We start from the raw sequence: 26,886 nt of genomic DNA on the forward strand, positions 1-26,886 counted from the left end.
CTGTGGGGTGGTGGTGCGGTAGGGCGATGCTACGGCTTGGTATACCGACCGTGCAACACGGGTGGTGTGCGTGTGATGGTGTCGCACCGTGCGGGTCTGTTCGGCTGGTGCGAGGTTGCACGCTCGGTGCGAGTTCGTAGCGCTGCACGGAGCGTGCAACCTCGCACGGGATGGCCGACGCCGCACGGTGCGGCGTGCCGCGGGCGCCGTGCAACCCCGCACCGGGTGGGTGACCCGGCACGGTGTCAGGCTGCTCGCTCGCCGGTTCGGTCGCTCACCGCGATCGGCTCCGTGACCGCCGTGCTCGCGTCGGCGGCGGGGGTCGTCCCGGCACGGACGAGCTCCGGGTGACGGCGGCCGGTGCGGAACACCCACGTCTTGAAGAGCACGAAGCGCACGCACGTCGCGAACAGGTTCGCGGCCGTCAGCACCGCGATCTCCGCACCGTGCGAGGCTCCCGGCACCGACACGTGCAACACCACGAGCGACCCCGACGTGATCGCCCAGGCGATGCCGAACACGACCAGGCCCTGCACGTGGTGCCGACCCGCTCCCGCACGGCCCCGCACCCCGAACGTGAACCGCCGGTTCAGTGCGGTGTTGCCGATCGCCGTGACCAGCAGTGCGAGGAAGTCTGCGGTCTGGGCGCCGATCGCCGGCCGGAACAGGGCGTACAGGGCGGCGAACGCCAGGGTCGAGAGCACCCCGATCGCTCCGAACCGCAGAACCTGCCCCAGGAACCCCACGCTCGGTGGGGTGAACGGCTGCCGACCGATCGCCGCGTAGACCGTACTGATCGGCACCCGCCCGGTGGCGATGTTCCTCGACACCCGCCACATGCCCTTCAGGTCCTCGGTCGCGGTCGACGCGATGTGCACCGAGGAGTTGACGTCGTCGACCCAGTCGACGGGGACCTCGTGGATGCGGAGTCCCGCGTGCTCGGCCAGCACGAGCAGCTCGGTGTCGAAGAACCAGGCATCGTCCTCGCACAACGGCAGCAGGTGGTCGGCGGCGGCCTTCGTGACCGCCTTGAACCCGCACTGCGCGTCCGAGAACGACACCCCCATCGTCGTCCGGAGCAGCAGGTTGTAGGAGCGTGAGATGAACTCGCGCTTGCTGCCGCGCACCACGCGCGACGAACCGGCCAGCCGGGTGCCGATCGCCAGGTCCGAGTGCCCCGACAGCAGGGGTGCCACGAGGGGTTCGAGCGCGGCGAGGTCGGTTGACAGGTCCTCGTCCACGTAGACGAGCACGGCCGCCGGCGATGCCGCCCAGACCTCCTTGAGCGCGCGGCCCCGGCCCTTCTCGGGCAGGTGCACCGCGTGCACGCCGGGGAGCATCGCGGCGAGGTCGTCGGCGATCCGGGCGGTGTCGTCGGTCGAAGCGTTGTCCGCGATCGTGATGCGCCACGAGTGGTGCAACGACGTCCGGCAGAAGGTGTGGAGCCGTCGCACGTGGGCGGCGAGCGTGTCCTGCTCGTTGTAGCAGGGGACGACGATGTCGATGTCGAGGGGCTGGTTCGTCTCCGTCATGGCGCTCATGCTCGGCAGCGGGGCTACGGGGGCCGAGGCAGGGCGCTGTGGCCCGGGTAAGAACGAACACCACGTGAACGCAGCGGACACGACACCTGTTGTCCGGATACGTTCGACGCACGATGACGACCGAGCGCGACGACGCACGACGGACGGCAGTGCTGCTCCCCGGGGAGCGGCTGGGGCTGGCGCTCGACGAGCGGTGCCCGGAGTTCACGGAGCTGCTGCTCGCGCCACCGTTGCACGGCATCCGACCCGACGGGCACGACTGGCTCCGGCGTCGGTACGAGCAGATCGTCCCGCTCGTGCTCCCCGCGGCGCTGCGCGCGGTCGAGCGCGGGGAGCCACTCGACCCCGAGTGCCTGGTCCGACTCCGCGAGGTCGCAGCCGCCAGTGCCGGCGACCCGCAGGTCGACGTCTCGGTCGTGCTCCGCGGCGCTCTGCCCGCGATCCGTGTCTTCGCCCTCGTCATGCACACGGCCACCCGCGAGCACGCGACGACGATCGACCACGCCGGCAGGACGATGCTCGCGATGAGCCGGGCATCGCTCGTGGCACACGAACTCGGCTCGTGCTGGGCGGAAGCCTGGGCGCAGCACCGGGGAGGGGCGTCGGCGGACGCGACGACAGCGCTCGGCACCGACGACATCGACCTGGTGGCATCGGCGCCCGGATTGGACGAGACCGAGGAGCGGATGCTGGCGCTCGCCGCCCGTGGGCTGTCGAACGACGCCATCGCCAAGGAGACCGCCTACAGCCGGCAGGCCGTCGCCTGGCACCTCGGCCGGTTGATGAAGTCCTGGAACGCGCCGAACCGGACGGCGCTGGTGTCGGTCGCCTTCGTCCGGGGCTGGATCCGGTCTCGGCGGGACTTCATGCTGGCTGCACGCAACCGGCCGTCGGCGATCGAAGCGGCGCGGTCGGACGGCGACGCCCCCTGAGGCCGAGGTCCCAGGGGGCGTCGCCGACGAACGGAGGAGTCAGCCGCCGTTGACGTGGATCACGTTGTCGATGCGCTCGATGTTGCCGAACACACCCCAGTTCAGCCAGCCGCCGTCACCGTTGTTGGTGACCTTGCCGGGGCCCTTGAACCAGTAGATGACGTAGTTGCCACCCTTGATGTCGATCGACTGGGCGTCCGCGACGTCGCCCTCGACGGTGATGTCCTGGTTCTTGTTGACCACCGCGACGGTGAGGCGGTCGGGGTTGCCGGCGTTCCAGTAGCCGACGTCGAGCGCCGCCTGCACGGCACCGCCGCGGTCGCTCTGGTCGTTGACCGCGTCCTTGATCGCGTTGACGATCGCGACCGGGTCGAGGTTGACGTTGACGCTGCCGCCAACGGACGACGAGGTGCTGGGCGGCGCGGGCTCGGCGGCCTGTGCGGGGGCTGCGACGAACACCCCGGCGATGACGGCGCCACCGAGGGCGGTGCCGGCGAGGAGCTTCACGGACTTGCGCTTGAACGAGTTCATGATCGTGTTTCCCATCTCTGCAGTGGTGACCCGTTCGGGTCGTCTTGCTCGGACAAGACCCAGCCTGCGTGCGCTCCGACGCGGATGCACGCGACGGGGCTCGACGTTGGTCGATCGTCTGACGATCCGGACGACGCCCGATCGCCGTGCCATCGTCTGCCGGTCCTGGCGTGTGACATGGCACGGTGGTAGCGTGATCGTGCTCGTTGCGTTGAGCTTCGAGAAGTGGACCCGAGACCCATCCGGACGGTTGGGCGCTCGGGTTCTGCGCGTTTCAGGCGTCGATCACGGTGAGCTCCGTCGGGCAACGACGTCGCCAGTCGCCGCCCTTCGCCCACGCCCACCCCACTGCGTCCGGCAGGGCCAGGAGCGGCTCGTGTGCAGCCGTCTCGTGGCGGTGGACCAGGCGAGCGCCACCCGAGTCCCGCGTCGCCTCGACGATCCACTGTCGGTCCTTGCGGACGAGTGTCTCGTCCCGCTCGAAGCACACGCTGACGCGCGGGGACACCGCGGTGGCGGCGACGAGTCGTCTGAGGCACGCAGCGCGGCGTGCCGTGTCGGATCGCCCGTCCTTGACGGCACGGAAGACCGTGACCTCCACCGGTAAGGACGCAATCGTGCTGAGGATCAGCCGGCGACGGGCGTCGCTCTCCTTCCGCATGTGCAGGCGCGACTGCCCACGCAGGACGAGGCCGGTGAGTGCCGACCGTGCGGCCTGTGTCGATGAGCGTTCGAGGCAGACGGCGACGAGGAGGTAGTCCTTGACCTTCGACTCATCGACGAAGACCTCTCGGTACCCGTTCGTCGCTGTCGTCACCGCGTCCCCACGGTGTACCACTCTACATATCAGTGACGCTCTCGGTCAGTGGGGCAGCAGGATCTGCACGATCGCGACGACCACGAGCGCCGCGATCGGGACGCCCGCGATCCAGGCGCCCGCCCGCATCTGCGTCCGGCGGATCGTGGGCGGTGCGTGCGAGGAGCGCGCGAACTCGGTCGCGGCCACGAGCTCCGGCGCCGCGGCGGGCGGTGCGGGTTCGGGCTGGGGGCGGTCGTCCTCGAAGGCCGGGACCTCGACCACCAGGTCGGCGGGGTCGGGGCGGCCCGGGAGCTTGTCGTACGCGTTCGTCACGGGGCCTCCTCGTCCGGCGTTCTCCGACCAGTATGCGACCCGGACGGCACTCGGTGAGCAGGAGATGTCGAGTGCGGTCGCGGCACCCGACGTCTTCTGCTCACGAAGCGCCCGAGGCCGGCAGGGCGACGGTGAACGCGGTCCGGCCCGGTTCGGACGCGACCCGCACGCTGCCGCCGTGCGCCACGACGACAGCGCGCACGATCGCGAGCCCGAGGCCGCTCGTGCCGTGCTCCCGTGAGCGCGAGGCCTCGCCCCGGGTGAACCGGTCGAACAGGGTCGGCAGGGACTCGGCGGGGATCGGCGGCCCGTCGTTCGCCACGACGAAGCGGACGACGGCACCGTCAGACGCAGACGCAGACGCAGACGCCGGCCCGGTCACCGACTGCAACGACACCACGACGGCAGTCCCGGGCGGCGTGTGCGTCCGGGCGTTGGTCAACAGGTTCGTGACCAACCGTCGGAGCTGCACCTCGTCACCGGCCACGAGCACCGGCTGGTCGTCCACGATCTGCAGCGTCCACCGGTGGTCCGGCGCCGTCGCACGGGCGTCCACGGTGGCCTCGACCACGAGTGACGTCAGGTCGACCGGCTCGCGGACGACCTGCGACGCTGGCGCTCCCGACGCCAGGGCCGAGGCGTCGAGCCGGGCGAGCAGCAGCAGCTCGTCGACGAGGTCGCCCATCCGGACGGCCTCGCGTCCCATCCGTTCGACGTTGCGGTGCACGGTGTCGAGGTCGGCGGTCCGCTCCGACAGCTCGGCGTACGCCCGGACGGTGGCGATCGGCGTCCGCAGCTCGTGCGAGGCGTCGGCGACGAACGTCCGCATGCCGGCCTCAGCGTCGCGACGGACGGTGAGTGCCCGCGCGACGTGACCGAGCAGCCGGTTCAGCGCACCGCCGACCTGCGCGACCTCGCGGTTCGCGCGCAGGTCGGCGTCGGAGACTCGGACGGGGATGTCCGGGTCTCCGCGCTCCAGGTCGAGCGCGGTCACGCCGGACGCCACCGCGGCGACGCGTTCGAGCGGACGGAGTGATCGACGGACGAGCACGGTGAGGGCCCACGCGGCGACGGCGAGCCCGAGCACCGTGACGGTCCCGATGACGAGCAGCAGTCGGGCGATCGCGGCGTCGAGGTCACCGAGGGGGAGCGCGGTGACGAACACGTCGCCGTCGTCGCCGACCGCCTGCACCCGGTAGTCGCCGAGCGCGCCGAGTCCGACCGTCACGGGGTCGCCGCCGGTCTGCACCGCGGCGAGTGTCCGCTGCTGCGTCGCGGTCAGACGGCGCTGGTCACCGTCCCCGTCGGTGTAGCCACCGAGCACCACGTCGCCGTCGCGGACGATGGCGATGACCGTGCCCGCCGACTGCCCCGGCGCACCGATGAAGGCGTTGTCGGGATCCGGCAGATCGTCCGACGAGGACGAGGACGACGACGACGACGAGGACGACGAGGACGACGACGACGAGGACGACGACGACCCCGGCGGCGGCCCGGACGCCCCCGGCGGCGGTTCGGCCCCGTCCCGTCCGCCGACGGTCCGCATCGCCGCCGTCGACAGCTCCGCGTCGAGCCGGTCGACCAGGTACCCCCGGAACGCGACGACGGTCACCGCCCCCACGACGACGTTCGTCGCCACGAGCAGCAGGGCCACGGCCGCCACGATCCGCCAGCGCAACGACGGCACACGCCCGGTGCGCCCGGGGCGGCTCACGTCGCCGGCCGGAGCACGTACCCCGCCCCACGGACGGTCTGCAGCATCGGCTCCCGTCCGGCGTCGAGCTTCTTCCGCAGGTACGACACGTACATGTCCACCAGGTTCGACGACGTGCCGAAGTCCATGCCCCAGACGCTCGCCAGCAGCTGCTCGCGGGACAGCACCCGGTTGGCGTTCCGGGCCAGGTGCCGCAGCAGCTCGTACTCGGTCGGCGTGAGCTCGATCCGGTCCCCGGCACGGCTGACCGAGCGGGTGTCCTCGTCGAGCCGGAGGTCCCCGACCACGACCTCGGCGCTCGCCCCGGCCGCGGCGACCCGGGCCGAGGTGCGCGCCAGGATCCGTGCACGGACGAGCAGCTCCTCGATGCCGAAGGGCTTGGTCAGGTAGTCATCGCCGCCGCCGGTCAGCCCGGCGAGCCGGTCCTCGGGGGCGTCGCGTGCGGTGAGGAACAGCACCCGGACGCCGTCGCGTGCGTCGCGGAGTCGTTCGAGCACCTCGAACCCGTCGATGTCCGGCAGCATCACGTCGAGCACGATGACGTCGGGCTGGAACTCCCGGGCCGCGAACAGCACGTCGCGCCCGCGGTGCACGGACCGCACGGCCCAGCCGTCGCCCTCGAACGCCAGGGCGACGGCCTCGGCCAGGGCGTGCTCGTCGTCGACGACGAGGGCGCGGACGGGGGAGCCGTCGGTGCGCTGCAGCGGGGGGCCGGGCATGTCCCGGAGCCTATCCACCGCGCCCTCGTCGCCGGTCACTTCGTACTACTCAGGTCGTAGACGGTCTGGCCGCCGACGGTCGTCGACTCGTAGTTCGCTGCGACCCACTCCTGGATCGCCGACGCGGTCGACGAGCCGCCGCCCATGCCGCCGCCGGAGCCGGACGACACGTAGTACCCGATGTCGCCGTCGGCGACGTAGGCCTTGAACTGCGCGAGCGTCGGTGCCGGGTCGCTCGACCAGCCGCCGATCGCCATCACGGCGGTGTCGGTGTCGAGTTCGAGCTGCGCGGCCGACTGCGATCCGTTGACCGCGGCCGCCCACTTCGCGTCGGATGCCTCGAGCAGCTCCTGCAGGGCGGACGAGGTCGACGCACCTTCGCCACCACCCCCGGCCTGGAGGCTCGTCCCCGACCCACCCTCGGAGGTCGCGTCGTCCGTGCCGTCCTGCCCACTGCCCGGTGCCGTGCCGGACGTGCCGTCCGGCATCTCCGGCGCCTCGCCGGAGGCGCCCTCCGGCGGGGTCCCGCCGGGACCCTGCTGGGAGTCCGACGTGCTGTCGGAGCCGCCGTCGTCGGAGCCGGAGGTCGATCCACCCGGTCCGCCCGTGCCTCCCGGGAAGCCACCGGTGCCGCCGCCCATCCCACCGGAGCTGCTGCCCGCCGGACCGACGCTCGGGATCGAACCGGAGTGCGCGACGGTCGTCGTGGCGAGGGCGTAGGCGGTGGTGCCGGACAGGCCGAACAGGGTGCCGGCGAGGACGCCGATCGTGACGAGCCGGCGCAGCGACGGCACGCTGCCGATGACGATCAGTGCCGCGGACAGCAGCCCGCCGGCGAGCATCACCCAGCGCAGCCAGGGCAGCCAGGTCGGGTTCTCGTTGAGCAGGCACCAGCCCCAGAACGCGGTCACGCCGATCATCGCAGCGAGGCCGAGGCGGCCGACGAAGCGGGCTCGTGCGTGCCAGAGCAGGGCGCCGCCGGTGCCGACGAGTCCGGCGATCGCCGGTGCGAGGGCGACCGTGTAGTACGGGTGGATCGTGCCGGACATGTACGAGAACACGAGTCCGGTGACCAGGAGCCAGCCGCCCCACAGGACCAGCCCGGCGCGTGCGGGATCGGCCAGGTGCCGACGGCCGACGACGACCAGCCCGACGACCAGGGCGATGAGCGCCGCGGGCAGGAGCCACGAGATCTCGAGCCCCATCTCGGACGAGAACAGGCGGTTCAGGCCCGTCGAGCCGCCGAACGAGCCGCCGGCGGTGCCGCCGGTCATACCGCCGCCTCCGCCGCCGTTGCCCGAGCCGCCGAAGATCCGTCCGAGGCCGTTGTAGCCGAACACCAGGTCGAGGACGGTGTTGTTCGTCGAACCGCCGATGTACGGGCGGGACTCGGCGGGCCAGAGCCACACGGCGACGACCCACCAGCCGGCGGCCACCACGAGGGAGCCGGCGGCGATGAGCAGGCCGACCACACGCCGGCCCCAACCGGTGCGAGCGGCGAACAGGTAGACGAGGCCGAAGGCGGGCAGGACGAGCAGCCCCTGCAGCATCTTCGTCAGGAACGCGAAGCCGAGGGCGACCCCGGCGAGCGCGATCCACTTCCAGCTGCCCTTCGGCAGCGCCCGCACCGTGCAGTACGCCCCGGCGGTCATCAGCAGGACGAGCAGGGCGTCCGGGTTGTCGAACCGGAACATCAGCGCCGCCGCCGGGGTCGCTGCGACGACGAAGCCCGCGAGCAGGGCGCCGACGTTCGCGGTGGTGGCGCCGAGTCGGGCCAGGGTGCGGCGGACCGTGCCCCAGACCAGGGCGACGGAACCGACGGCCATCAGCGCCTGGGGGAGCAGCAGGCTGGTGCTCGAGAAGCCGAACAGCCGGGCCGACAGCACCATCACCCACAGCGAGGCGGGTGGTTTGTCGACCGTGATGAAGTTCGACGAGTCGAGGGAGCCGAAGAAGAACGCCTCCCACGACTTCGTGCCGGCCTGCACGGCGGCGGCGTAGAAGCTGTTGGCGTACCCGGAGACGCTGAGGTCCCACAGGTACACCACGGCGGTCACGGCCAGGAGCGCCCAGAACGCCGGCCGGAGCCAGCGGGCGTCTTCGCGCTCGCCGAGGAACAGCCGGGCGAGGGGCGGGCGGCGCCGATCCCGCGCGGCACTGCGCGCGGGGTCGCGTCGGTCGGTCACGGGTATCGGGTACGTGGTCATGTCGATGAGCATCCGGGGCGTTCCCCGACTGCCGCACTGCGCCGGCTATGTGCGGGCTAAGGACGCACGGTGCGCGGTTGAGCGGCGGGCGGGTGGGCGGCGCGGCGGTGCGCACGGTGCGCTGTCGTTCGGTCCGTGCGGGGTCGCCTGCTCGGTGCGTGGTTGTAGTGCTGCACGGGGCGCGCAACCTCGCACGGGGTGAGCAAGGCCGCACGGTGCGGCGCCGGCACCGGGGCGGGCAACCTCGCACGGGGTGAGCAAGGCCGCACGGTGCGGCGCCGGCACCGGGGCGGGCAACCTCGCACGGGGTGAGCAAGGCCGCACGGTGCGGCGCCGGCACCGGGGCGCGCAACCTCGCACGGGGTGAGCAAGGCCGCACGGTGCGAGGGGTCAGGCGTACCGCTGCGCTGCCCGGAGTGCGGCCCCGGTGTACGAGCCGCCGAACAGGAACACGTGCAGCAGCAGCGGCGCGAGCTGGTGGAGCTCGACGCGCTCCTGCCAGCCGTCGGCCAGCCGCGACTCCCGGTCGTAGGCGGCGAGCACCGTCTCGAGCCGGGGCAGCCCGAACAGCCCGAGCAGTGCCAGGTCGGTCTCCGCGTGCCCGCCGTGCGCGATCGGGTCGATGAGCACGGCGCCGGTCGGTTCGGACGAGTCCGTCGGCCAGAGGACGTTGCCGGCCCACAGGTCGCCGTGCAGGCGTGCGGGTCGGTCCCCGACGAGCGCGGGCTGCGGCGACCCGAGCGTGCCGTCCTGCACGCGTGCGGCGACCCGCTCGAACACGGCGGCCTCGGCGTGGTCGACCCCGCCGGCGTCGACGATCCGGCGGACGAAGTCGCGGATGCGGTACTCGGCGAAGAACTCGCCCCAGGTCGTCGGTGCCTGCTCGGCCGCGACGAACGGCGTGCGCGAGCGGCCCATCCGCAGCGCCGCACCGCGGGTCCAGCCGGCGGGCGGCGCACCCCAGTGGTCGGCGCCGGCGGCGTGCGTGTGCGCGAGGGAGCGGCCGAACCGCTCCGCCTGGGCGGCGGTGCGGGAGCCGTCGGAGATCAGCTCGAGGTCGAGCACGGTCGGGGTCGGGCGCCCGAGCACGCGGGCGATGCGGGTGCCTCCGGTGTCCTCGGCCTCGGCGAGCCAGGCGAGTCCGGCGGCTTCGGCTGCCGCTTCGTCCGCGGTGGTGAACGTCTTCACGTGCGTGTCGGCCATCGGTCCATCCTGCCGAGGGGGCACCGCCGCCCGTTCAGCCGACGGTCACCCGGTCACCCGGCGGACCGGTCACCCGGCGACCCGGCGCACCGGTCACCGGCGTCCGGTCACGCGCTCGGCTCTCCCCGCCGGGCCGCGTGCACCACGAGCGCCAGCTGCACCCGGTTCTCGACGCCGAACTTCTCGTACACGTGCCCGACGTGCGTCTTCACGGTGGCCAGGCCCACGTACAGGTCGGCGGCGATCTGCGCGTTGGACGCCCCGTTCGCCACGGCGAGTGCGACCTCCCGCTCCCGCTCGGTCAGCAGGGCGAGCAGCCGGCGTGCCTCGGTGTCGTCCGCAGCGGCATCGACCGGTGGCCCGGCCGGTGCGCCGCCCGGACCACCGGCCGCCTGGCCCGAGCGGGATCCGGCCGCGAACGCGATGACCCGGTCGAGCACGGACGGGGACAGGATCGAGCGCCCGGCCGCCACGGTCCGCACGGCCTGCACGAGTTCGTGCGGCGGGGTGTCCTTGAGCAGGAACCCACGGGCGCCGGCCTGCAGCGCTCCGAGCACGAGGTCGTCCCCCTCGAAGGTCGTCAGCACGAGGACGGCCAGGTCGGGTCGGCGGCGCAGTTCGCGTTCGGTGGCGACGAGTCCGTCGCACCGGGGCATCCGGATGTCCATGAGCACGACGTCGGGAGAGGTCGACGCGATGACGCCCTCGGCCTCGAGCCCGTCGCCCGCCTCGCCCACGACCACCAGGCCGTCGTCGCCGCTGAGCAGCATGCGGAGCCCGACGCGCACGAGCTGGTCGTCGTCGACCAGGACGACGCGGACGGGAGCGGTCACGGGGTCCACGGCAGCACCGCCTCGACCACGTGCACACGTCCGTCGTCGCTGCCGGCGCGGAAGCTCCCGCCGACGAGCCGGGCGCGTTCGGCGAGCCCGCGCAGGCCGTGCCCGGCCGTGTGCCCGGAGGCGTCCGCGGGCGCAGGTCCGTCGGTCAGCGTGTTCGACACCGCCACCCGGATCGCCGGGCCGGGGACGGTCTCGACGACGACGTCGACGGGCGCTCCGGGGGCGTGCCGACGGGCGTTCGTCAGCGATTCCTGCACGATCCGGTAGGCGTGCCGGCCGACTGCCGTCGGCACTGCTGAGCCGTCGGTGTCGACGCGCGCCCGGACGGTCGCACCGCCGGAACGCGCCTGGTCGAGCAGGTCGGGCAGGTCGACGAGCGTCGGCTGCGGAGGCGCGGTGCCGGTCACCTCGTCGCCGCCGGTCGCCGCGGGGTCGCGCAACACCCCGAGGACGTCGCGCAGGTCGGTCAGCGCGGAGTGCGCCTCGGCCCGCACGACCCCGGCCGCCGCGGCGGTCTCGTCGGGGGTGAGCCCCGGGCCGCGGTACTCGAGGGCACCGGCGTGCAGCGCGACCAGGGACAGCCGGTGGCCCAGGACGTCGTGCATCTCGCGGGCGATGTGGGCGCGCTCCTGCTCGCGGGCACGGTCCTCGCGCAGCTGCTGGTCGCGTTCGAGCAGGGCGGCCCGCTCACGCAGCGACAGCAGGAGCGCCCGGCGCTGCCCGATCGCGATGCCGATGACCACGAGCAGGGCGATGCCGACGACGCCCGCGACCAAGATCTGCCAGAGCGGCATGTCGTCGGCCGGGGGCGCCAGGACGACGTCGTAGAGCACCGTGGCACCGAGCAGCACCGCGCCGGCGACGGCGAGCTCGACGGCCCGGCGCCGGGTGGCGAGCGACACCGTGGCGATCGCGGCCGCTCCGACCGCCAACGTCGACACCGAACTGAGGGCAGCGATGACGACCGTGATCAGCAGCGGTGCCCGGTGCCGGAACGGCAGGAGGACGAGGGCGGCCAGACCGGCACCCAGGTCGCCGAGGATCAGCGCGCCGACGTGCAGGTCGCTCCACCCACGGGTGTCCATCGTCGGCCACACGAGCCCCGCGGTGAGCAGCCCGGTCAGGGCCGCGACGGCGACACGCCAGGTCTGGGACCACACACGCTGCCCGAGCGGCACGGCGGGGAGCGTGGTCGAGGTCATGCCCCGAGCCTAGGGAGCCGTCGGGACGAGCGGATCCGCCGAAGGTCGGAGCTGCCGGAGCAGCCTGACCAGGGGGCGTCCGTCTCAGACCGCGTCGACCAGGGCCCGCGCCAAGGGGTGCCACGCACGGGACGACGGCCCGCTCAGCACCAGGGTCCGTTCGAGCCGCCGGGCCATCGGGATCATCACGAGGTCGGGCGGCAGCATCCCGCGGCCCAGGGTCGGCACGATCGACACGCCCTCGCCCCGCTGGATCATCCCGAACATCGTGCTCATCTCCCGCACTCGGTGGGCGTACCGGAACGGCCGGCCGTCGAGCTCGTGCAGCTTCTGGATCTGGTACTCGCAGCCGCCGCCGCCCGCCACCAGGCCGTCCTCGTGCAGGTCGTCGAGGGTGAGCGCGGGCAGTTCGGAGAGGGGGTGGTCGCGGCGGATCACGGCGGCCATCTCGTCCCGCGCCACGACCACGCCACCGTCGGGCACCGGCGAGGGGTCGACGAGCACGGCGGCGTCGACGGTGCCGGCCTCGAGCCACTCCGGCATCTCGTCGTCGTCCCCCTCGTAGACCTGCACGTCGACGTCGGGCAGGGTCACCGCCCACAGCTCGCGGAGCCGCGGCAGCAGGCCCTGGCAGACAGTGGGGACGGCGGCGAGGCGCACGGTGCCGCGCGCCGTGGCGGGCCGGACCACCGCCTCCAGGGCTTCGACCGAGGCGAGCACGCTGCGGGCGTGGGCCAGCAGGCGGTCGCCCAGGGGTGTGGCGGCAGCGACCGTGCCGCGGCGCACCACGGGGCCACCGACCTCGCGTTCGAGCCCGGCGACGGCGTGGGACACCGCGGACTGCCCGACGCCCAGCGCGGCGGCCGCCGCGGTGAAGGACCCGGCGTCGAGCGTGGCGACGAACGCGCGCAGTTGCTGGACCGAGACGGTCATGTGTCCTCCTCATGTCGGCATGAGCCCCATGCGTTTGTCGCATGTCAATCGCTGGTCCGACACTAGGCCACGTGAACGCCCTCCTCTACGCCCTCGTCGCACTGACCTGGGGCTCGAGCTTCCTCTTCGCGAAGATCGGACTCGACGGACTCGCCCCGCAGCAGGTCGCCACCGTGCGGACCGTGCTCGGTGGGGTGACGCTCGTCGTGGTGCTCCTGGCGACCCGTCGCCGGTGGCCCCGGGAGCCACGCACCTGGGCGCACCTGGCGGTCGTCGCGGTCTTCCTCAACGCGGTGCCGTCGTCACTGATGGCGTGGGCCGAGCAGACGGTGCCGTCCGGGCTCGCGAGCATCTACAACGCGACGACGCCGATCATGACGCTGGCCGCGCTCGCGGTGCTCGTGCCGTCCGAACGGCTGCGCGGACGGCAGGTGCTCGGGATCATGCTCGGCATCGTCGGGGTGCTCGTGCTGGTCGGCCCGTGGGACGTCCTGACCGACCCGGAGGTCCTGGCGAGCGTGCCGGGGCAGGTCGCGCTGCTCGGCATGACGGCGTCCTACGGCATCGGGCTCGCCTACCTGCGCCGGGTGGCCGTGGCGAGCGCGTACGACCCGGTCACGCTGGCGACGGTCCAGCTGACGCTGGCCTCCGGGATGCTCCTGCTGGTCGCGCCCGTCATCGCCACCGGTCCGGTGCAGCTGGACGGGAGGATCGTGGCCGCGATGATCGCGCTCGGTTGCGTCGGCACGGGGCTGGCCTACGCCTGGAACACCCGGCTCGTGCAGGCGTGGGGCGCTGGTCGCGCCTCCACCGTCACGTACCTGACGCCGGTGGTCGGGGTGGCGCTCGGGGTGCTCGTGCTGGGGGAGCGGGTGCGGTGGAACGAGCCCGTCGGCGGACTCGTCGTCCTGCTCGGGATCGCCCTGGCGTCCGGGGTGCTCCTGCGTCGGCGGGAACCTGCGGCTTCCGCGGTCTGACCGGGGCGCCGGGTCGAGCCTGCCTGACCGGTCCGCCGGGTCGCGCCTGCCTGACCGGTCCGCCGGGTCGAGCCGTAGGATCGGCGGTGACGACGACGAGGTCGTCGACGAAGACGGAGACCGGCATGCACGACACCCACACCACCCGCGCGACCGCGTCGGTCGCAGCGATCCTCGCCGAGTCGGCGGCACGCTACCCGGACGACGTCGCCGTCATCGTGGGCGACGTCCGCACCACCTACGCCGAGCTGTGGGCACAGACCCTGGCCTACGCCGGGGCGCTCCGCGCGCGGGGTGTGACCGAGGGGTCGAAGGTGGCGATGCTCGTGCCGAACGTCGCGGACTTCCCCCGCGTCTACTACGCCACGCTGGCCCTCGGCGCGGTGGCCGTGCCCGTGCACGCGCTGCTGAAGCGCCGCGAGATCGAGTACGTCCTGCGCGACAGCGGCGCGACGCTGCTCGTCTGTGCTGCCCCGCTGCTCGGCGAGGGCGCCGCCGGAGCCGAGCTCGCCGGGGTCGACGTCGTGACCGTGCTCGCACCGGCGACGACCGACGACGGGTCCGCGGCCGGCCCCGACCGGCTCGAGGCCCTGGCCGCGCAGAGCGAACCGCTCGACACCTACGTGCCGCGGCACCCGTTCGACACCGCCACGATCCTGTACACGAGCGGCACCACCGGCCAGCCGAAGGGGGCCGAGGGCTCGCACTTCGCGCTGCTCGAACAGGTCAACACCAACCTGATGACGACGTTCGACATGCACCGCGGGGACGTCCTGCTCGGCGCCCTGCCGCTGTTCCACACGTTCGGGCAGACCTGCACGATGAACACCGGGTTCCGGACCGGCGCGACGCTCGTCATGCTGCCGAAGTTCGACGGTGACACGGCGCTCGCCGCGATGGTCGAGCACGGCTGCGGCATCTTCATGGGCGTCCCGACGATGTACATGGCGCTGCTCGACGCCGCGACCCGGTCCGAGGCCCGTCCGACGCTCCGGTACGCGATCTCCGGCGGGGCCTCGCTCCCGCTGGCGGTGCTCGAGCGGTTCCAGCAGGTCTTCGACGCGCCGATCCACGAGGGGTACGGGCTGACCGAGACCTCGCCGGTCGCCACCTTCAACCACGTCGGGCAACCGCCGCGGCCCGGCACCATCGGCACGGCGGTGTGGGGCATCGACGTCGAGATCGCCGACCCCGAGGTCCGCGACTCGATCGTCATGCTGCCGCACGGCGAGATCGGCGAGCTCGTGATCCGTGGCCACAACCTGATGAACGGGTACCTCGACCGGCCCGAGGACACCGCCGAGGCCATCGTCGACGGGTGGTTCCGCACCGGTGACCTGGGCACGAAGGACGACGACGGGTACCTGACGATCGTCGACCGCACGAAGGACATGATCATCCGCAACGGCTACAACGTGTACCCGCGGCAGGTCGAGGAGGTCCTCGCCACCCACCCCGACGTCGCGATGGCCGCGGTGTTCGGCGTGCCGCACGCCGTGCACGGGCAGGAGGTCGAGGCGGCGGTGGTCCTGCACGCCGGCGCGTCCGTCGAGCCGCAGGTCTTGGTCGACTTCGTCGCCGCCGAGATCGCCGCGTACAAGTACCCCCGGGTGGTGCACGTCCTCGACGCGCTGCCGCTCGGTCCGAGCGGCAAGGTGCTCAAGCGCGAGCTCGTCGACCGGTTCAGCGTCGAGGTGACGGCGGTTCCGTGATCCGCCCCACGACCGCGCAGGGGCGATCCGTACGCTGACCGGGTGACCGCCAGCCGCACCCCGTCGACCGCGCGTCTGCTGTTCGCGTCGTCGCACCCCGGACCCACGGTCACCGTGACCGTCCTCGCCGCGGTGATCGCCGCCGCCGTGGGGCACCCCGTGTGGCTCGTGGTGCTGGTGGCGCTGACGGTCGTCGCCGGGCAGCTGTCCATCGGGCTGGCGAACGACTGGATCGACGCGGATCGCGACCGGGTCGTCGGGCGGAGCGACAAGCCCGTCGCCCGCGGCCTCATCGCCGTCGGTACCGTCCGCACCGCCGCCTACGTCACGGCCGGGATCGCCGTGGTGCTCTCGCTGTTCCTCGGGCCGGTCGCCGCGGTCGCGCACCTCGTGCTGGTCGCCGCCGGGTGGGCCTACGACGCCGGGCTGAAGCGTTCGGTGTGGTCGGTGGCGCCGTTCGTCGTCGCCTTCGGGCTGCTGCCCGTCGTGTCCGTCGCGGCCGGGCCCGAGGGACAGTGGCCGGCATGGTGGGCGATCGCCACGGGGGCCGTCTTCGGGATCGCCATCCACTGCACCAACGTGCTGCCCGACCTGGTCGACGACGCCGCCACCGGGGTGCGGGGCTTCCCGCACCGCCTCGGGCTCCGCGGCGCGGGGATCGTCGCGTTCGCCTCGCTCGTCGTCGCGGCAGCGCTGGTGCTCGGCGGACAGGTCCTCGGCGATGACCCGGTGCGGGGCCTCGGCGTCGTGCTCGCGGTCCTCGGTGCCGTCGTGGTGGCCGTGCTCGCCGTCGTCGGCGTCCGGCTGGTGTTCGCGGGACGGGCGTCGCGTACCCTGTTCCGGCTGGTCATCGCGTCGTCCCTCGTACTCGTCGTCGAGCTCGGCTTCGCGGGCGCGCGACTCGTCGCGTGACGACGCGGAACAGACTGCGCGACTGCGCGACTGCGCGACTGCGTGACCGCGCGATTGCGCCGGTGCGCTGGACGCGAGCCGTCAGGCCCAGCGCATCGCGTAGAGCCGGGCCAGGCCATGCGCGGTCGGCAGGGACAGGGCGGTCCGGAGCAGTGCCTCCCGGCCGGTCGCCGTGACGGGGCCGAGCGGACGTCCCAGCGCCATGTTCGCCTCGGCCTGCCGAGCCGCGCGTCGGGCGGCTGCCTGGCGGCGGGCGGCGTAGCCCGGCCACGGCCCGGCCGTGCCGGTGCGGACCGCTCCGGCCAGCAGCGGCGCGAGCTCGGCGGCGTCGAGCCACCCCAGGTTCATGCCCTGCCCGCCGATCGGACTGATCTCGTGGGCGGCGTCCCCGACGAGCACGGCTCGGCCGACGCCCACGCGGTCGGCGGTGCGGCGGCGCACCCGGAAGCCGCTGGTCATCGAGCAGGTCGCGGGGTCGGGGACGACACCGGTGCGCTCGGCGACGAGTGCGGCCAGGCGTGCGACGACCGCGGGATCCGGCGTGCCCGTCCAGCTGCCCTCGGCCGAGGCGAACGCGTCGTCGTCCGGCACCAGGGCGACGTACCGGCGACGCGCACCCGGCAGCGGGAAGGACTCGACGACGCCGTCCGGGCCGACGTCGACCAGCGCGGCGGACCGGGCCGACGGCGCCTCGGGATCGGCGAAGTCACCCATCACGTAGCGGTCCGGGTACTCGCGCCCGGTCGTGCCGATGCCGAGCAGGTCGCGGACGGCGCTCCGGGCACCGTCGGCACCGACGACGAAGGCCGCACGGACCGTCACGGTGTCGCCGTCCGGTCCGGTCCCGGTGGCGTCGACGTGGTCGGGGTGCCGGGACAGCGCCGTCAGGGTGGTGCCGGTCCGCAGAGCGCCCGGTGCGCTGGCCCGGAGCCGGTCTCGGAGCAGGGACTCGGTGCGGTGCTGGTCGAGGGTGGCCACGTACGGGTGGGTCGGCGAGGCTCGGTCGAAGCGCAGGGTGCCGAGGGACCGACCGCGGCTCCGGGCCACGCCGGCATGCACCAGTGACGCCTCGGCGAGCACCGCGGTGTCCAGGCCGATCGCGGCGAACGCGTCGAGGGACGGCGGATGGATGCCGATGGCCCGCGAACCGGTCGGTGGCTCGGCCCGGCGTTCCCACACCCGGACGTCGACGCCCTGAGCCGCCAGGAGTGCCGCCAGGAACAGCCCGACGGGGCCGCCGCCGACGACGAGGACGTCGACGCGTTCGATGGGCACGGGGCGAGCCTACGGTGACCGATCGCCGCGGCGTTCAGTGAGCAGAAGGCGTCGGGTCAGCGGGCCGTACTCGACGTCTTCTGCTCACCCGATGCGCTGCGCGTGCGCGTGCGCGGGCGGGGTCGCCGGTGCAGCGGGCGCGGCGGCCCTGCGACCCGCATGGACCCGAGCGCGGAACCGCTCGACGGGCACCTCGACGGCGTACGCGGCACCGATCGACACGATCGCCACCGCGCCGACCAGGCCGACCGTGCCCCAGGGGCCGATCGCGAAGGTCCCGAGCAGCGCGATCACCAGCGGGTGCCAGAGGTACGCCGAGTACGACACCCGGCGGCCGAACCACGACACCGGCGTCCAGGCCAGGGCGGCGGACACGGGGGAGCGGACCGAGACCAGCCCGCCGATCGTCACCGCCGCGATCAACCCGGTCAGCGGCAGCACGATGCCGAACGTCGACGCGTGCTGGGTCCAGTCGTCGTCGATCCGGAGCAGCACCCCGACCAGCAGCACGAGACCCAGCCAGGTCGCCACGTGCCCGAGGACCCCGGCGGCCCGCGCGCGCACCCGTTCGTCGTCGAGCAGCAGGGCCAGCCCGCAGCCGATCGCGAGCGGCACGACACCCAGCACCGGCGAGAAGTAGACGTCGGGCGTGGCACCGCCGCTCGGGCTGCGGTAGCTCGCCCACGACGCCGCCGAAGCCCCGACGACCAGGACCCCGAGCCCCGCCAGGAGCCAGCGACGGCGGACCCGGAGCGCGGCGAGCAGGACCAGCACCGGCGGCCACACCAGGTAGAACTGCTCCTCCATCGACAGGCTCCACGTGTGCGCGAACACGCCCTGCGAGGTGTCCCAGAAGGCGCGGAACAGGTTGCCCGTGTAGGTCAGCGCGATGAACGCCGCTTCGCCGGACTGCAGCGAAGCGCCCTTGTAGTCACCGACCCAGTTCCAGAGCAGGAGCCCGACGACGACGAACGCGAGCAGTGCCGGGTAGAGGCGCAGCAGCCGCTTCACCCAGAACGAGCCGAGGCGCACCCGCCCGGTACGACGCCGTTCGCCGAGCAGCAGCGTCGTGATGAGGAAGCCGGACAGCACGAAGAACACCGTCACGCCGATGAAGCCGCCCTCGAACTGCGGTACGTGCAGGTGGTACAGGACGACGACCAGGATGGCGAGGGTCCGGAGTCCGTCGAGCGCGGGTGCGCGGTGCGTCAACGGGGGCGGAGGCGCCTGCTGCGTCCCCGCCCCGGAGTGCTCCGGGGCGGCCGTGCGGTGCTGTGGCTGCGCCTGCGTCGGCGCGTGGGTCAGCGTGGTCGTCGGCATGGTCCCTCCCCGCGCTGCTCGGTTGCATGTCGCCGACCAGGGTCCTCCTCGCGGGTAAGAGGAGTCTCAACGAGCGGAGGGGACCAGGCTCGTCCGGGCCGACGCAGAACGACAGTGTCGACGTCGCACGACGTCGACAACGTCGTTCCGTGCACGCGCGCGCTGTTGCGAAGCGCGCGCGGCGACCATGTCGCTGTCGTACGACAGCGACATGGTCGTTCCGCGTCGGCCTGCCCCGCGGTCCGCACCACGCGTCGGCGCCAGCCCCGCGCACCACGCGCCGGCCGGGAGGCCCGTGGCCGGCCCGCACCCGCCTCCAGGCCGTCGCGCCCCGCGTCCACCGCACGCACACCGTGAGCAGGAACGGTCGGGTCCGACGTGCGGACCCGACCGTTCCTGCTCACCAAGCGAGCGTGCGAGCGAACGCGCGCGGCTACTCGGCCTTCTGCAGCTGCCAGGGGTCCGGCTCGCGGTCGCCGTTCGGGCGCACCGGGCGCACGTCGCCGACGATCGGGATCGAGCGCTTCCGCATGAACCACACGTAGCGGACGAAGAAGTGCGTCAGGGTCGACATCCGGTTGCCGGCGCCGAGCAGGCTCGTGATGTGCACGAACACCCATGCGAGCCAGGCGATCGGGCCGACCATCGTGATCCCGCCGCGCAGCTGGGCGACCGCGGCGTTCGTGCCGATCGTCGCCATGGTGCCCTTGTCGAAGTACTTGAAGCGCTCGGTGGCCTTGCCCTCGAGCAGGCGCACGATCTGCCGCGCCGAGTGCCGTCCGCCCTGGAGCGCGGGCTGGGCGAGCTGGGCGAGGGCGTCGTCCTGCGCCGCGATGTCGCCGGCGGAGAAGATCCGCTCGGCGCCCTTCACGCTCAGGTCGTCGTTCACCTGGATGCGGCCACCGTGGGTCTGCGGGAGGCCCCAGCCGGAGACCTCCTTGTGGGCGGCGACGCCGGTCGCCCAGATCACCTGCGACGCGGGGATGAACTCGCCGTCCGCGGTCATCACGCCGTCGCGCTTGACCTCGGAGACGCCGGTGTTCAGCCGCAGCACGACACCGCGCTTGCGCAGCACCTTGGCGGCGTAACGGCGCAGGCGCGGGGCGAACGGCTTGAGCAGCTCGCCGCTGCGGTGCACGAGGGTGATCGAGATGTTGCCGCGTTCGATCTCCGGGTACGCGCCGACGAGCGCCTGGTCGCGGAGCTCGGCGAGCGCGCCCGCCATCTCGACGCCGGTTGCACCGCCACCGACGATCACGATGCGGATCTCGTCGGGGCCCTGGTTGGCCGCCGCTTCTTCGAGCCGGGTGAACAGCTCGTCGCGGATGCGGAGCGCCTGCGAGCGGGAGTACATCGAGTACGCGTACTCGTACGCACCGGGGGTGCCGAAGTAGCTCGTGTTCACGCCGTTGGCGAGGATCAGGTAGTCGTAGTGCAGGTGCTCGCCGTCGGACATCTCGGCGATGCGCTCGTCGGTGCGGATGCCGGTGAGCAGGCCGTGACGGAACTCGGCGTTCGACTGGCGGGCCCGGAGCGAGCGCAGGAAGTACGTCACGTCGCCGGCGTTCAGGCCGCCCGTCGCCACCTGGTACATCAGGGGCTGGAACATGTTGTAGACGTGGCGGTCGACCAGGGTCACCCGGACCGGCGCGTCGGCGAGCTCCCGCATGGCGGCCACACCGGCGAATCCACCGCCGACGATGACGACGTGCGGGCGGGTGTCCTGGGTCATGCTTGCTCCGGTGTTCCTCGGGTGCGGATGGTCACCCACGAGGGTACGCGCGGTTTGCCGGGGCGCATGACGGGTGGGGCCGGGAGGCCCGTGGTGCATCCGTCAGGCGTCGAACCGCCCGTAGGTGTTCAGCACGTTCCCCTTGCTCGTCACGGTGCTGTCGACCAGACGCAGGCGCGTGGGCGGATCGGTCGGTTCGAACAGTCGCCGGCCACGGCCGGCGATCGCCGGGTGGATCATGAGCTGCAGTTCGTCGAGGACTCCGGCGAACAGCAGGCTGCGGACGAGCGTGACACTGCCGCACACGGCGATGTCCGCCCCGTCGCGCTGCTGCAGGTCGCGGACGAACGCGGGGACGTCGCCCGGGATCAGCGTGCTGTTCTGCCAGGTCAGGTCGTCGCCGAGCGTGGTGGAGGCCACGTGCTTCTCGATCGGGTTGATCCACTGCCCGAAGGGGTCCTCCGGGTGGGCGGGCCACCACTCGGACCACTCGAGGTAGCTGTTCCGGCCGAGCAGCACGGTGTCGGTGCGGGCCATGAAGGCACCCATCCCGGCGCCGAGCTCGTCGTCGAAGCTGTCGTACTGGAACTCGTAGGGGTCCTGCACGACGCCGTCGACCGACGTGAACAGACCGGCAGTGGTCTTCCGCATGGTCCGGATCGTACCCGCCGGTCAGCTCCCGGTGCCGTCGGTGCTGCCGGGGGCCTGGCCGGTGCCGTTGCCCGGGAACCGGTTCGTGCCGGGCACCTGCGTGGTCGACTGCGTCCGGTCCGCACCGATCGCGTGGCCGATGGCGAACCCGACGCCTCCGCCGACGAGCAGTGCGGCGAGTCCGACGATCGCGGCGAGGAGCGGCCAGAACCACGGGGGCTTCGGGCCGGTGCTGCGGCGGTTGGTCGGGCTCGCGGCGCCGGCTGCGGCTCCGTACCAGGGGGTGGCGCCGTTCGGGGCGGTGGAGTCCCAGGCGCCCGGGTTCCTGGCGCCGGCATCCGCGCGGTACGGCTGCTGCTGCTGCTGCTGCTGCTGTTGTTGCGGCGCGGGGGCGTCGAGCGTGGAGGTCGACGTCGGGGTCGGGGCGGCGCCCCAGCCGGTCGGCGTGGTCGCCCGGTTCGCCCGGTCGGAGCCGTCCGGTTCGTGGCCGTTGGTGGGAGTGGTGTCGCTCATGCCAGGAGTGCACACCGCTCGACTATGTGCGGCCGATGACGAGGCTGACCCGGTGCTGCGAACCGCCGCGTAGCCTCGGCTCGTGCGCGCTGCTGTGGAGACCGTCCGGATCGACGGGTTGCCCGTGCGCCTGCACACCATGGCGGCGCGAGAGCCGGTCCGCGACGACACCGACCCCACCGTCGTGTTCGTCCACGGCATCGGGATGTCCCACCGGTCCTTCGCCCGGTCGCAGCGCGCCGTCGCCGCCGAGCACCGCACGATCAGCGTCGACCTGCCGGGGTTCGGCTGGCTGCCCGCGGCCGGTCGGCGGCTGCCCATCGAGGAGCTCGGCGACGTGGTCGTGCGGGCGGTCCGACACCTGGTCGACGGCGACCTGGTGCTCGTCGGGCAGTCGATGGGTGCCCAGGTCGTGGTCGAGTCCGCCCGACGCCACCCGGAGACCGTCGCGGCGATCGTGCTCGTCGGTCCGGTGATCAACGCGGAACGGCGGTCGCTCCCGCTGCAGGCACTCGACCTGGGCCGCGACGGGTTCGTCGAGGGGGTCCGGATGAACGGCGTCCTGGTCACCGACTACCTGCGGAGCATGCGGCAGTACACGCGTGAGCTCGGGCCGATGCTCCGGTACCCGACCGAGCAGACGATCACAGAGGTGATGCAGCCCGTCCTCGTCGTCCGCGGCGCCCAGGACCCGATCGCGCGGCACGACTGGTCGGCTCGGGTCGCGGCCGCTGCGCCGAACGGCACCTTCGTGGAACTGGCCGGCCCGCACCACGTGCAGGAACGGCAGCCGGACGCCTTCGCACGCCTCCTCGAGACGTTCCGCAGCGCCGAGCGCCTGGAGGGGCTGCGATGACCCGGCCGACCACGTCGGGGACGGAGGCGGCGCGGACGGCGCGATCCGGGCCTCCAGGCCGTGTCCCGCTGGTGCGACGCGCGTGGTGGGCCGCACTCGACTGGGGGTACGCCGCCAGGTGGCAGGTCAGGAGCCTCGGGCCGACCACCGCGGACGACTACCGGACCGGCGCCGGGCAGCCCGTCGTCGTGGTCCCCGGCGTCTACGAGACCTGGCACTTCATGCGGCCGCTGATGGACGCACTGCACGACCGGGGACACCCGGTGCACGTGCTGCCGGTCCTGCGGCACAACCTGCGACCCGTGCCGGACTCGGCGCGCGAGGTGATCGCGACCCTGGAGGAACAGGACCTGCGGAACGTGCTCGTGCTCGCACACAGCAAGGGCGGGCTCATCGGCAAGTACGCGATGACGCAGCTCGACCAGCACGAGCGGATCGACCGGATGGTCGCGGTGTCGACGCCCTTCGCGGGCTCGGTCTACGCGCGGCTCGCGCCGGTGCCGCACCTGCGGGCGTTCCGGGCGGCCGACCCGGTGCTGGCGGGGCTGGCGCGGGAACTCGACGCGAACGCGCGGATCACCTCGGTGTACGGGGTGTTCGACACGCTCATCCCCGAGGGCAGCGAGCTCCAGGGGGCGACGAACGTGCGGCTGCCGGTGGGTGGGCACTTCCGGATCCTCGGTGATGCGCGGACGCGGTCGGCGGTGCTGGCGGCGGCGGACCCGGGCGGCGGCGCTGGCGGTCTTTCGCGCTGAGCGACACTTCGCGGGCGCGCGACCGCCTGAGGTGTCGGTCAGCGCGAAACGGCGCGGCGGCGGCGGCAGCGAAGCGGCGCGGTGCGGCAGCAGCGTCAGCGCGGGCGGTCGGCGACGCTCGCGCGCTCGACGATCCGGTGCGGCACGACGACGGTCTCCGGCGCGGCACCGCGGTCCGCGATCCGCCGGGTCAGCAGGTCGAGCGCCGCCGTCGCGAAGGCCCGACGGTCGAACGACACCGTGCTGAGCGACGGGATCGCGTACGCGGCCGCGTCGACGTCGTCGAACCCGATGACGCTGACCTGCTCGGGCACGCGGACGCCGCGGGCGGCCAGCACGTGCAGCACCCCGAACGCGATGGAGTCGGTGAAGGCGAAGACGGCGTCGGGCAGGGGGTGCTCGTCGAGCCAGGCCGCGAAGGCCGTCGCCGCGGAACTCGTGGTCCACGACGGCAGCGGGACACGGAGCGACGGGTCGGGCGTGATGGCGGCGGCGGCGAGCGCGGCGGTGTAGCCGCGTTCGCGGAGCTCGCTCGTCGCCGTCGCGGCACCCTCGGGTGACGCCCCGACGATCGCGATGCGCCGGTGCCCGCGGGCGATGAGGTGTTCGGTGACCTGCTCGGCCGCCGCGCGGCTGTCGACGTGCACCTGGTCGACGTGCTCGGGCTCGACCTCGCCGATGACGACGGTCGGCGGCAGCCCCTCGGTCGAGGCCAGGACGCTCGCGCTGAGCGACACCGGGTTGAGGATCAGCCCGTCCACCAGGTGTGCCCGGGCACGGGAGACCAGTTCGCGTTCGCGGGCCGGGTCGTTGCCCGTCTGCTCGAGCTGCACGACCCAGCCGCGTTCGCGGGCGAGTTCCACGAAGGACTGCGCGAGTTCGGCGGAGTAGGCGCTGCCCATCTCCGGCAGCGTCAACGCGATGGCTCCGGAGCGGCCGTTCCGGAGCCCGCGGGCGGACAGGTTCGGCACGTAGTCGAGCTCGGCGACCGCGCGCTCGACGCGTTCGCGGGTCTCCGGGCGCACGACCACGCCGCCGTTGACGACGTTGGAGACGGTCTTCGGGGACACCCCGGCGAGGGCGGCCACGTCCCGCACGGTTGCGCGCATCGGGACGAGCGTAGCGCGGGGCGGTGGCGGCGGTGCGGAGCAGGGCAGCGCTCAGCCCGCGACCTGCACCGGCACCGTCCGGCCCGTCCGCACCGACTCCTGCGCCGCCAGCACGATCGACAGCGTCCGGAGCCCGACCCCGACGTCCGGCTGCGGCTGCTCCCCGGACCGCACCGCCGCCAGGAACGTCCGGAGCATCGGCAGGTCGTGGTCGGGACCGTACCTGAGCTCGATCGGCCGGCCCCCGACCGCGTCGAGCCCGCGAGCAGCCGCCCCGAAGAAGTCCACCGACACCGTGCCACCGGTCCCGGCGACGTCGAGCGTCAGCCCGCCCCACACCGGTGACGTGTCCGGTCGGCTCCACGAGCAGTCGATCGCCGCGATCGTGCCGCCGTCGTACGTGATGGTCACCAGGCCCGCGGTCTCGGCGTTCGCGCGGTCGGCGTGCAGCACCCGGTTGGCGACGGCGGTGACGGACACCGGCGCCGCTCCGGTTAGCCCGTCGATCAGGTCGGCGACGTGCACGACGTGGTCGACGAGGGCGCCGCCTCCGCTCAGCCGGACGTCGGTGAACCAGTCCCGAGCGAGCGGGAGCATGCCGTTGTTCGCGCCCCGCACGGAGAACACCGTGCCGAGTGCGCCCGAGTCCCGCGTCGCGCGCAGCCGGTCGAACGCCGAGGCGAAGCGCACCGGGAACGCCATCATGAGCAGCACCCCGGCGCGGTCCACCGCATCGCGGATGGCGAGGCCGTCCTGCCACGAGGTCGCGAGCGGCTTCTCGCAGAGCACGTGTGCCCCCGCCGCCGCCGCGAGCTCGACGAACTCGCGGTGCCGAGCGTTCTCGCTCGTGACGATCACCGCGTCCGGACCCCACGCGAGCAGCTCGTCGACGGAGTCCGCGTACCCGGCGCCGAGCGCGCGTGCCAGTTCGGCGCCGCGCAGGTCGCCGAGTTCCGTCCCCGTCGACACCCCACCCGGGTCCGTGCCGCGCACCTCCACGTCCGGCATCGCCGCCAGGGCGCCGAGGTAGCTGATGGCGTGCGTGTGGGCGAAGGAGAGCACCCCGACCCGGAGCGTCACCGCGCGACCTCGACCGGCTGGCCGGACTCGATCGAGGCGATCGCCGCGTTCGCGATCCGCACCGCGGCGACGCCGTCGTCCACGGTCACCCGGGGCGGTGCACCACCGTCGAACGCGGCGAGGAAGTCGGCGAGCTCCAGCGCGTACGGATCGTCCGCCGGGTCGACCGTCGGCAGGAAACCGTCCACGGAAGCCGGTGCCGCCAGGTCACTCCGGGTGTCCTCCTCTGCCCGGGACGAGTGCGACAGGCTGCCGAGTGTCCCCGTCACCGAGTACTCGGTCGTGAAGGCGAGGTGCTGCGGTCCCCACAACCCGGCGACGTGGCTGATCGCGCCCGACTCGTGCGTGAGCAGGACGTGCGCCGCCTCGACCGGCTCCGCCTCGGAACCCGCGCGGACGCTCACCGCCGACACCCGGGTCACCTCGCCCGCCACCCAGCGTGCGATGTCCAGGTCGTGGATCATCTGGTCCATCACGATCCCGCCCGACAGGGCGCGGTCGCCGAACCAGGGGACGTGGGTGGGGAAGGCGCCGGACCGCGAGAACCGCAACACCGCCAGGTCGCCCAGGAGGCCCGTGGTCGCGGCCTCGTGCAAGCGCGCGTACGCAGGGAACCAGCGCACCACCTGGGCCGGGTAGAGCTGCACGCCTGCGTCCGCAGCGCGCGCCGCCAGGTCCGCCGCGTCCGCGTCGGTCCGGGCCAGGGGCTTCTCGGAGACGACGTCCTTGCCGGCCGCGATCGCCGCACGCACGACCTCGGCGTGGGCGTGCGTCGGGACCACCACGTCGACGACGTCGACCGTGGCGAGGAGCTCGTCGAGGCTGTCGGCGACGGTGAACGTGCTGCCCTCGGCCCGGGCGGTGTCGGTGAACGCGGCGACGAGTTCGTGGGCGCCCTCGCGAGCGTGCACCACCACGTCGCCCAGGCGGAGCAGCCCGGGCAGGTGGGCGACGGAGATGCCGCCCGCGCCGACGAGCCCGATGCGTTTGCGGGCGGGGGAGTCCGACTGCGACGTCATGGGGTCAGCGTAGGAGATG

At 73.1% G+C, this 26,886-nt stretch carries 25 protein-coding genes; 6 read left to right on the forward strand and 19 right to left on the reverse strand.

All coding sequences use genetic code 11. The features are described from left to right. Positions 1-245: 245 nt before the first annotated feature. The gene (locus tag DEJ02_RS09245; RefSeq protein WP_258378704.1) at positions 246-1,532 is read right to left on the reverse strand and encodes a bifunctional glycosyltransferase family 2/GtrA family protein; all 1,287 of its coding nucleotides are present in this window, start codon (positions 1,530-1,532) and stop codon (positions 246-248) included. A 122-nt stretch (positions 1,533-1,654) separates the two neighbouring features. Between DEJ02_RS09245 and DEJ02_RS09250 the strand changes: the two genes are divergently transcribed. After that, positions 1,655-2,473 (forward strand): helix-turn-helix transcriptional regulator, encoded by an 819-nt coding sequence (locus tag DEJ02_RS09250; RefSeq protein ID WP_111032769.1) that lies wholly within the window; start codon positions 1,655-1,657, stop codon positions 2,471-2,473. A gap of 39 nt (positions 2,474-2,512) precedes the next feature. Here DEJ02_RS09250 and DEJ02_RS09255 read toward each other — a convergent pair whose 3' ends face one another. The 10 genes from DEJ02_RS09255 to DEJ02_RS09300 form a co-directional block, all read right to left on the reverse strand. Next, positions 2,513-3,019, reverse strand: coding sequence for a hypothetical protein (locus tag DEJ02_RS09255; RefSeq protein WP_241660420.1), 507 nt, complete (start codon positions 3,017-3,019; stop codon positions 2,513-2,515). A 259-nt stretch (positions 3,020-3,278) separates the two neighbouring features. Then, positions 3,279-3,821 (reverse strand): hypothetical protein, encoded by a 543-nt coding sequence (locus DEJ02_RS09260; protein ID WP_111032771.1) that lies wholly within the window; start codon positions 3,819-3,821, stop codon positions 3,279-3,281. Positions 3,822-3,866: 45 nt separating this feature from the next. Next, positions 3,867-4,136: a hypothetical protein gene (locus DEJ02_RS09265; RefSeq protein WP_111032772.1), complete on the reverse strand. Its 270-nt coding sequence runs from the start codon at positions 4,134-4,136 to the stop codon at positions 3,867-3,869. A 100-nt stretch (positions 4,137-4,236) separates the two neighbouring features. Further along, positions 4,237-5,850: a cell wall metabolism sensor histidine kinase WalK gene (locus DEJ02_RS09270; protein ID WP_111032773.1), complete on the reverse strand. Its 1,614-nt coding sequence runs from the start codon at positions 5,848-5,850 to the stop codon at positions 4,237-4,239. Further along, complete coding sequence (locus DEJ02_RS09275) at positions 5,847-6,569, reverse strand: response regulator transcription factor (protein ID WP_111032774.1); 723 nt, start codon at positions 6,567-6,569, stop codon at positions 5,847-5,849. The genes DEJ02_RS09270 and DEJ02_RS09275 overlap by 4 nt, the downstream gene beginning before the upstream one ends. Before the next feature lie 35 nt (positions 6,570-6,604). Then, the gene (locus DEJ02_RS09280) at positions 6,605-8,776 is read right to left on the reverse strand and encodes a glycosyltransferase family 39 protein (RefSeq protein WP_258378705.1); all 2,172 of its coding nucleotides are present in this window, start codon (positions 8,774-8,776) and stop codon (positions 6,605-6,607) included. A gap of 390 nt (positions 8,777-9,166) precedes the next feature. Then, entirely contained in the window at positions 9,167-9,979 is an 813-nt protein-coding gene (locus DEJ02_RS09285) for a fructosamine kinase family protein (RefSeq protein ID WP_111032775.1), read from the reverse strand. A gap of 107 nt (positions 9,980-10,086) precedes the next feature. Then, the gene (locus tag DEJ02_RS09290; RefSeq protein WP_111032776.1) at positions 10,087-10,821 is read right to left on the reverse strand and encodes a response regulator transcription factor; all 735 of its coding nucleotides are present in this window, start codon (positions 10,819-10,821) and stop codon (positions 10,087-10,089) included. Then, positions 10,809-12,023, reverse strand: coding sequence for a sensor histidine kinase (locus DEJ02_RS09295; RefSeq protein WP_111032777.1), 1,215 nt, complete (start codon positions 12,021-12,023; stop codon positions 10,809-10,811). Before DEJ02_RS09295 ends, DEJ02_RS09290 begins: the two co-directional genes overlap by 13 nt. A gap of 84 nt (positions 12,024-12,107) precedes the next feature. Then, on the reverse strand, positions 12,108-12,956 hold the full coding sequence (locus tag DEJ02_RS09300; RefSeq protein ID WP_111032778.1) for a LysR family transcriptional regulator: 849 nt from the start codon (positions 12,954-12,956) through the stop codon (positions 12,108-12,110). A 71-nt stretch (positions 12,957-13,027) separates the two neighbouring features. Between DEJ02_RS09300 and DEJ02_RS09305 the strand changes: the two genes are divergently transcribed. The 3 genes from DEJ02_RS09305 to DEJ02_RS09315 all read left to right on the forward strand — a co-directional run bounded on the left by DEJ02_RS09305 (position 13,028) and on the right by DEJ02_RS09315 (position 16,557). Further along, positions 13,028-13,933 carry a DMT family transporter gene (locus DEJ02_RS09305; RefSeq protein WP_111032779.1) on the forward strand — a complete coding sequence of 302 codons (906 nt, stop codon included), beginning with the start codon at positions 13,028-13,030 and terminating at the stop codon, positions 13,931-13,933. A gap of 125 nt (positions 13,934-14,058) precedes the next feature. After that, a complete protein-coding gene (locus DEJ02_RS09310) occupies positions 14,059-15,645 on the forward strand; it encodes a long-chain fatty acid--CoA ligase (protein ID WP_111032811.1) in 1,587 nt (528 codons plus the stop codon). Between the two features lie 42 nt (positions 15,646-15,687). Next, positions 15,688-16,557 (forward strand): UbiA family prenyltransferase, encoded by an 870-nt coding sequence (locus DEJ02_RS09315; protein WP_111032780.1) that lies wholly within the window; start codon positions 15,688-15,690, stop codon positions 16,555-16,557. Positions 16,558-16,638: 81 nt separating this feature from the next. Here DEJ02_RS09315 and DEJ02_RS09320 read toward each other — a convergent pair whose 3' ends face one another. The 5 genes from DEJ02_RS09320 to DEJ02_RS09340 form a co-directional block, all read right to left on the reverse strand. Continuing rightward, complete coding sequence (locus DEJ02_RS09320; RefSeq protein WP_258378706.1) at positions 16,639-17,832, reverse strand: NAD(P)/FAD-dependent oxidoreductase; 1,194 nt, start codon at positions 17,830-17,832, stop codon at positions 16,639-16,641. Between the two features lie 84 nt (positions 17,833-17,916). Beyond that, entirely contained in the window at positions 17,917-19,152 is a 1,236-nt protein-coding gene (locus tag DEJ02_RS09325) for an acyltransferase (RefSeq protein ID WP_111032781.1), read from the reverse strand. 433 nt (positions 19,153-19,585) lie between these two features. Next, positions 19,586-20,884 carry an NAD(P)/FAD-dependent oxidoreductase gene (locus tag DEJ02_RS09330; protein ID WP_111032782.1) on the reverse strand — a complete coding sequence of 433 codons (1,299 nt, stop codon included), beginning with the start codon at positions 20,882-20,884 and terminating at the stop codon, positions 19,586-19,588. A gap of 102 nt (positions 20,885-20,986) precedes the next feature. Beyond that, positions 20,987-21,535, reverse strand: a complete 549-nt coding sequence (locus tag DEJ02_RS09335) for a dihydrofolate reductase family protein (protein ID WP_111032783.1) — start codon at positions 21,533-21,535, stop codon at positions 20,987-20,989. 21 nt (positions 21,536-21,556) lie between these two features. Continuing rightward, positions 21,557-22,048, reverse strand: coding sequence for a hypothetical protein (locus tag DEJ02_RS09340; protein WP_111032784.1), 492 nt, complete (start codon positions 22,046-22,048; stop codon positions 21,557-21,559). Between the two features lie 82 nt (positions 22,049-22,130). Between DEJ02_RS09340 and DEJ02_RS09345 the strand changes: the two genes are divergently transcribed. Together DEJ02_RS09345 and DEJ02_RS09350 are read left to right on the forward strand one after the other, a co-directional pair. Continuing rightward, a complete protein-coding gene (locus DEJ02_RS09345; RefSeq protein WP_146249260.1) occupies positions 22,131-22,904 on the forward strand; it encodes an alpha/beta fold hydrolase in 774 nt (257 codons plus the stop codon). Further along, the gene (locus tag DEJ02_RS09350) at positions 22,901-23,659 is read left to right on the forward strand and encodes an alpha/beta hydrolase (RefSeq protein WP_309147164.1); all 759 of its coding nucleotides are present in this window, start codon (positions 22,901-22,903) and stop codon (positions 23,657-23,659) included. The genes DEJ02_RS09345 and DEJ02_RS09350 overlap by 4 nt, the downstream gene beginning before the upstream one ends. Positions 23,660-23,754: 95 nt before the next feature. Here the strand turns inward: DEJ02_RS09350 and DEJ02_RS09355 are convergent, their stop codons facing one another. From DEJ02_RS09355 to DEJ02_RS09365, 3 genes are read right to left on the reverse strand one after another with little or no spacing between them, the layout of a single operon-like run. Continuing rightward, on the reverse strand, positions 23,755-24,768 hold the full coding sequence (locus tag DEJ02_RS09355; protein WP_111032787.1) for a LacI family DNA-binding transcriptional regulator: 1,014 nt from the start codon (positions 24,766-24,768) through the stop codon (positions 23,755-23,757). A 51-nt stretch (positions 24,769-24,819) separates the two neighbouring features. Further along, the gene (locus DEJ02_RS09360; RefSeq protein ID WP_111032788.1) at positions 24,820-25,848 is read right to left on the reverse strand and encodes a Gfo/Idh/MocA family protein; all 1,029 of its coding nucleotides are present in this window, start codon (positions 25,846-25,848) and stop codon (positions 24,820-24,822) included. After that, on the reverse strand, positions 25,845-26,867 hold the full coding sequence (locus tag DEJ02_RS09365) for a Gfo/Idh/MocA family protein (RefSeq protein ID WP_111032789.1): 1,023 nt from the start codon (positions 26,865-26,867) through the stop codon (positions 25,845-25,847). Before DEJ02_RS09365 ends, DEJ02_RS09360 begins: the two co-directional genes overlap by 4 nt. Positions 26,868-26,886: the final 19 nt, after the last annotated feature.

The sequence above is a fragment of the Curtobacterium sp. MCLR17_042 genome, from assembly GCF_003234695.1.
Classification (GTDB): Bacteria; Actinomycetota; Actinomycetes; order Actinomycetales; family Microbacteriaceae; genus Curtobacterium; species Curtobacterium flaccumfaciens.

Excerpts from the sequence above, each read along its gene's own strand:
- DEJ02_RS09245 (WP_258378704.1), bottom strand. The coding sequence starts at position 1,532 with ATGACGGAGACGAACCAGCCCCTCGACATCGACATCGTCGTCCCCTGC.
- DEJ02_RS09250 (WP_111032769.1), top strand. The coding sequence starts at position 1,655 with ATGACGACCGAGCGCGACGACGCACGACGGACGGCAGTGCTGCTCCCC.
- DEJ02_RS09255 (WP_241660420.1), bottom strand. The coding sequence starts at position 3,019 with ATGGGAAACACGATCATGAACTCGTTCAAGCGCAAGTCCGTGAAGCTC.
- DEJ02_RS09275 (WP_111032774.1), bottom strand. The coding sequence starts at position 6,569 with ATGCCCGGCCCCCCGCTGCAGCGCACCGACGGCTCCCCCGTCCGCGCC.
- DEJ02_RS09280 (WP_258378705.1), bottom strand. The coding sequence starts at position 8,776 with ATGACCACGTACCCGATACCCGTGACCGACCGACGCGACCCCGCGCGC.
- DEJ02_RS09285 (WP_111032775.1), bottom strand. The coding sequence starts at position 9,979 with ATGGCCGACACGCACGTGAAGACGTTCACCACCGCGGACGAAGCGGCA.
- DEJ02_RS09295 (WP_111032777.1), bottom strand. The coding sequence starts at position 12,023 with ATGACCTCGACCACGCTCCCCGCCGTGCCGCTCGGGCAGCGTGTGTGG.
- DEJ02_RS09300 (WP_111032778.1), bottom strand. The coding sequence starts at position 12,956 with ATGACCGTCTCGGTCCAGCAACTGCGCGCGTTCGTCGCCACGCTCGAC.
- DEJ02_RS09310 (WP_111032811.1), top strand. The coding sequence starts at position 14,059 with ATGCACGACACCCACACCACCCGCGCGACCGCGTCGGTCGCAGCGATC.
- DEJ02_RS09325 (WP_111032781.1), bottom strand. The coding sequence starts at position 19,152 with ATGCCGACGACCACGCTGACCCACGCGCCGACGCAGGCGCAGCCACAG.
- DEJ02_RS09330 (WP_111032782.1), bottom strand. The coding sequence starts at position 20,884 with ATGACCCAGGACACCCGCCCGCACGTCGTCATCGTCGGCGGTGGATTC.
- DEJ02_RS09335 (WP_111032783.1), bottom strand. The coding sequence starts at position 21,535 with ATGCGGAAGACCACTGCCGGTCTGTTCACGTCGGTCGACGGCGTCGTG.
- DEJ02_RS09340 (WP_111032784.1), bottom strand. The coding sequence starts at position 22,048 with ATGAGCGACACCACTCCCACCAACGGCCACGAACCGGACGGCTCCGAC.
- DEJ02_RS09350 (WP_309147164.1), top strand. The coding sequence starts at position 22,901 with ATGACCCGGCCGACCACGTCGGGGACGGAGGCGGCGCGGACGGCGCGA.
- DEJ02_RS09355 (WP_111032787.1), bottom strand. The coding sequence starts at position 24,768 with ATGCGCGCAACCGTGCGGGACGTGGCCGCCCTCGCCGGGGTGTCCCCG.
- DEJ02_RS09365 (WP_111032789.1), bottom strand. The coding sequence starts at position 26,867 with ATGACGTCGCAGTCGGACTCCCCCGCCCGCAAACGCATCGGGCTCGTC.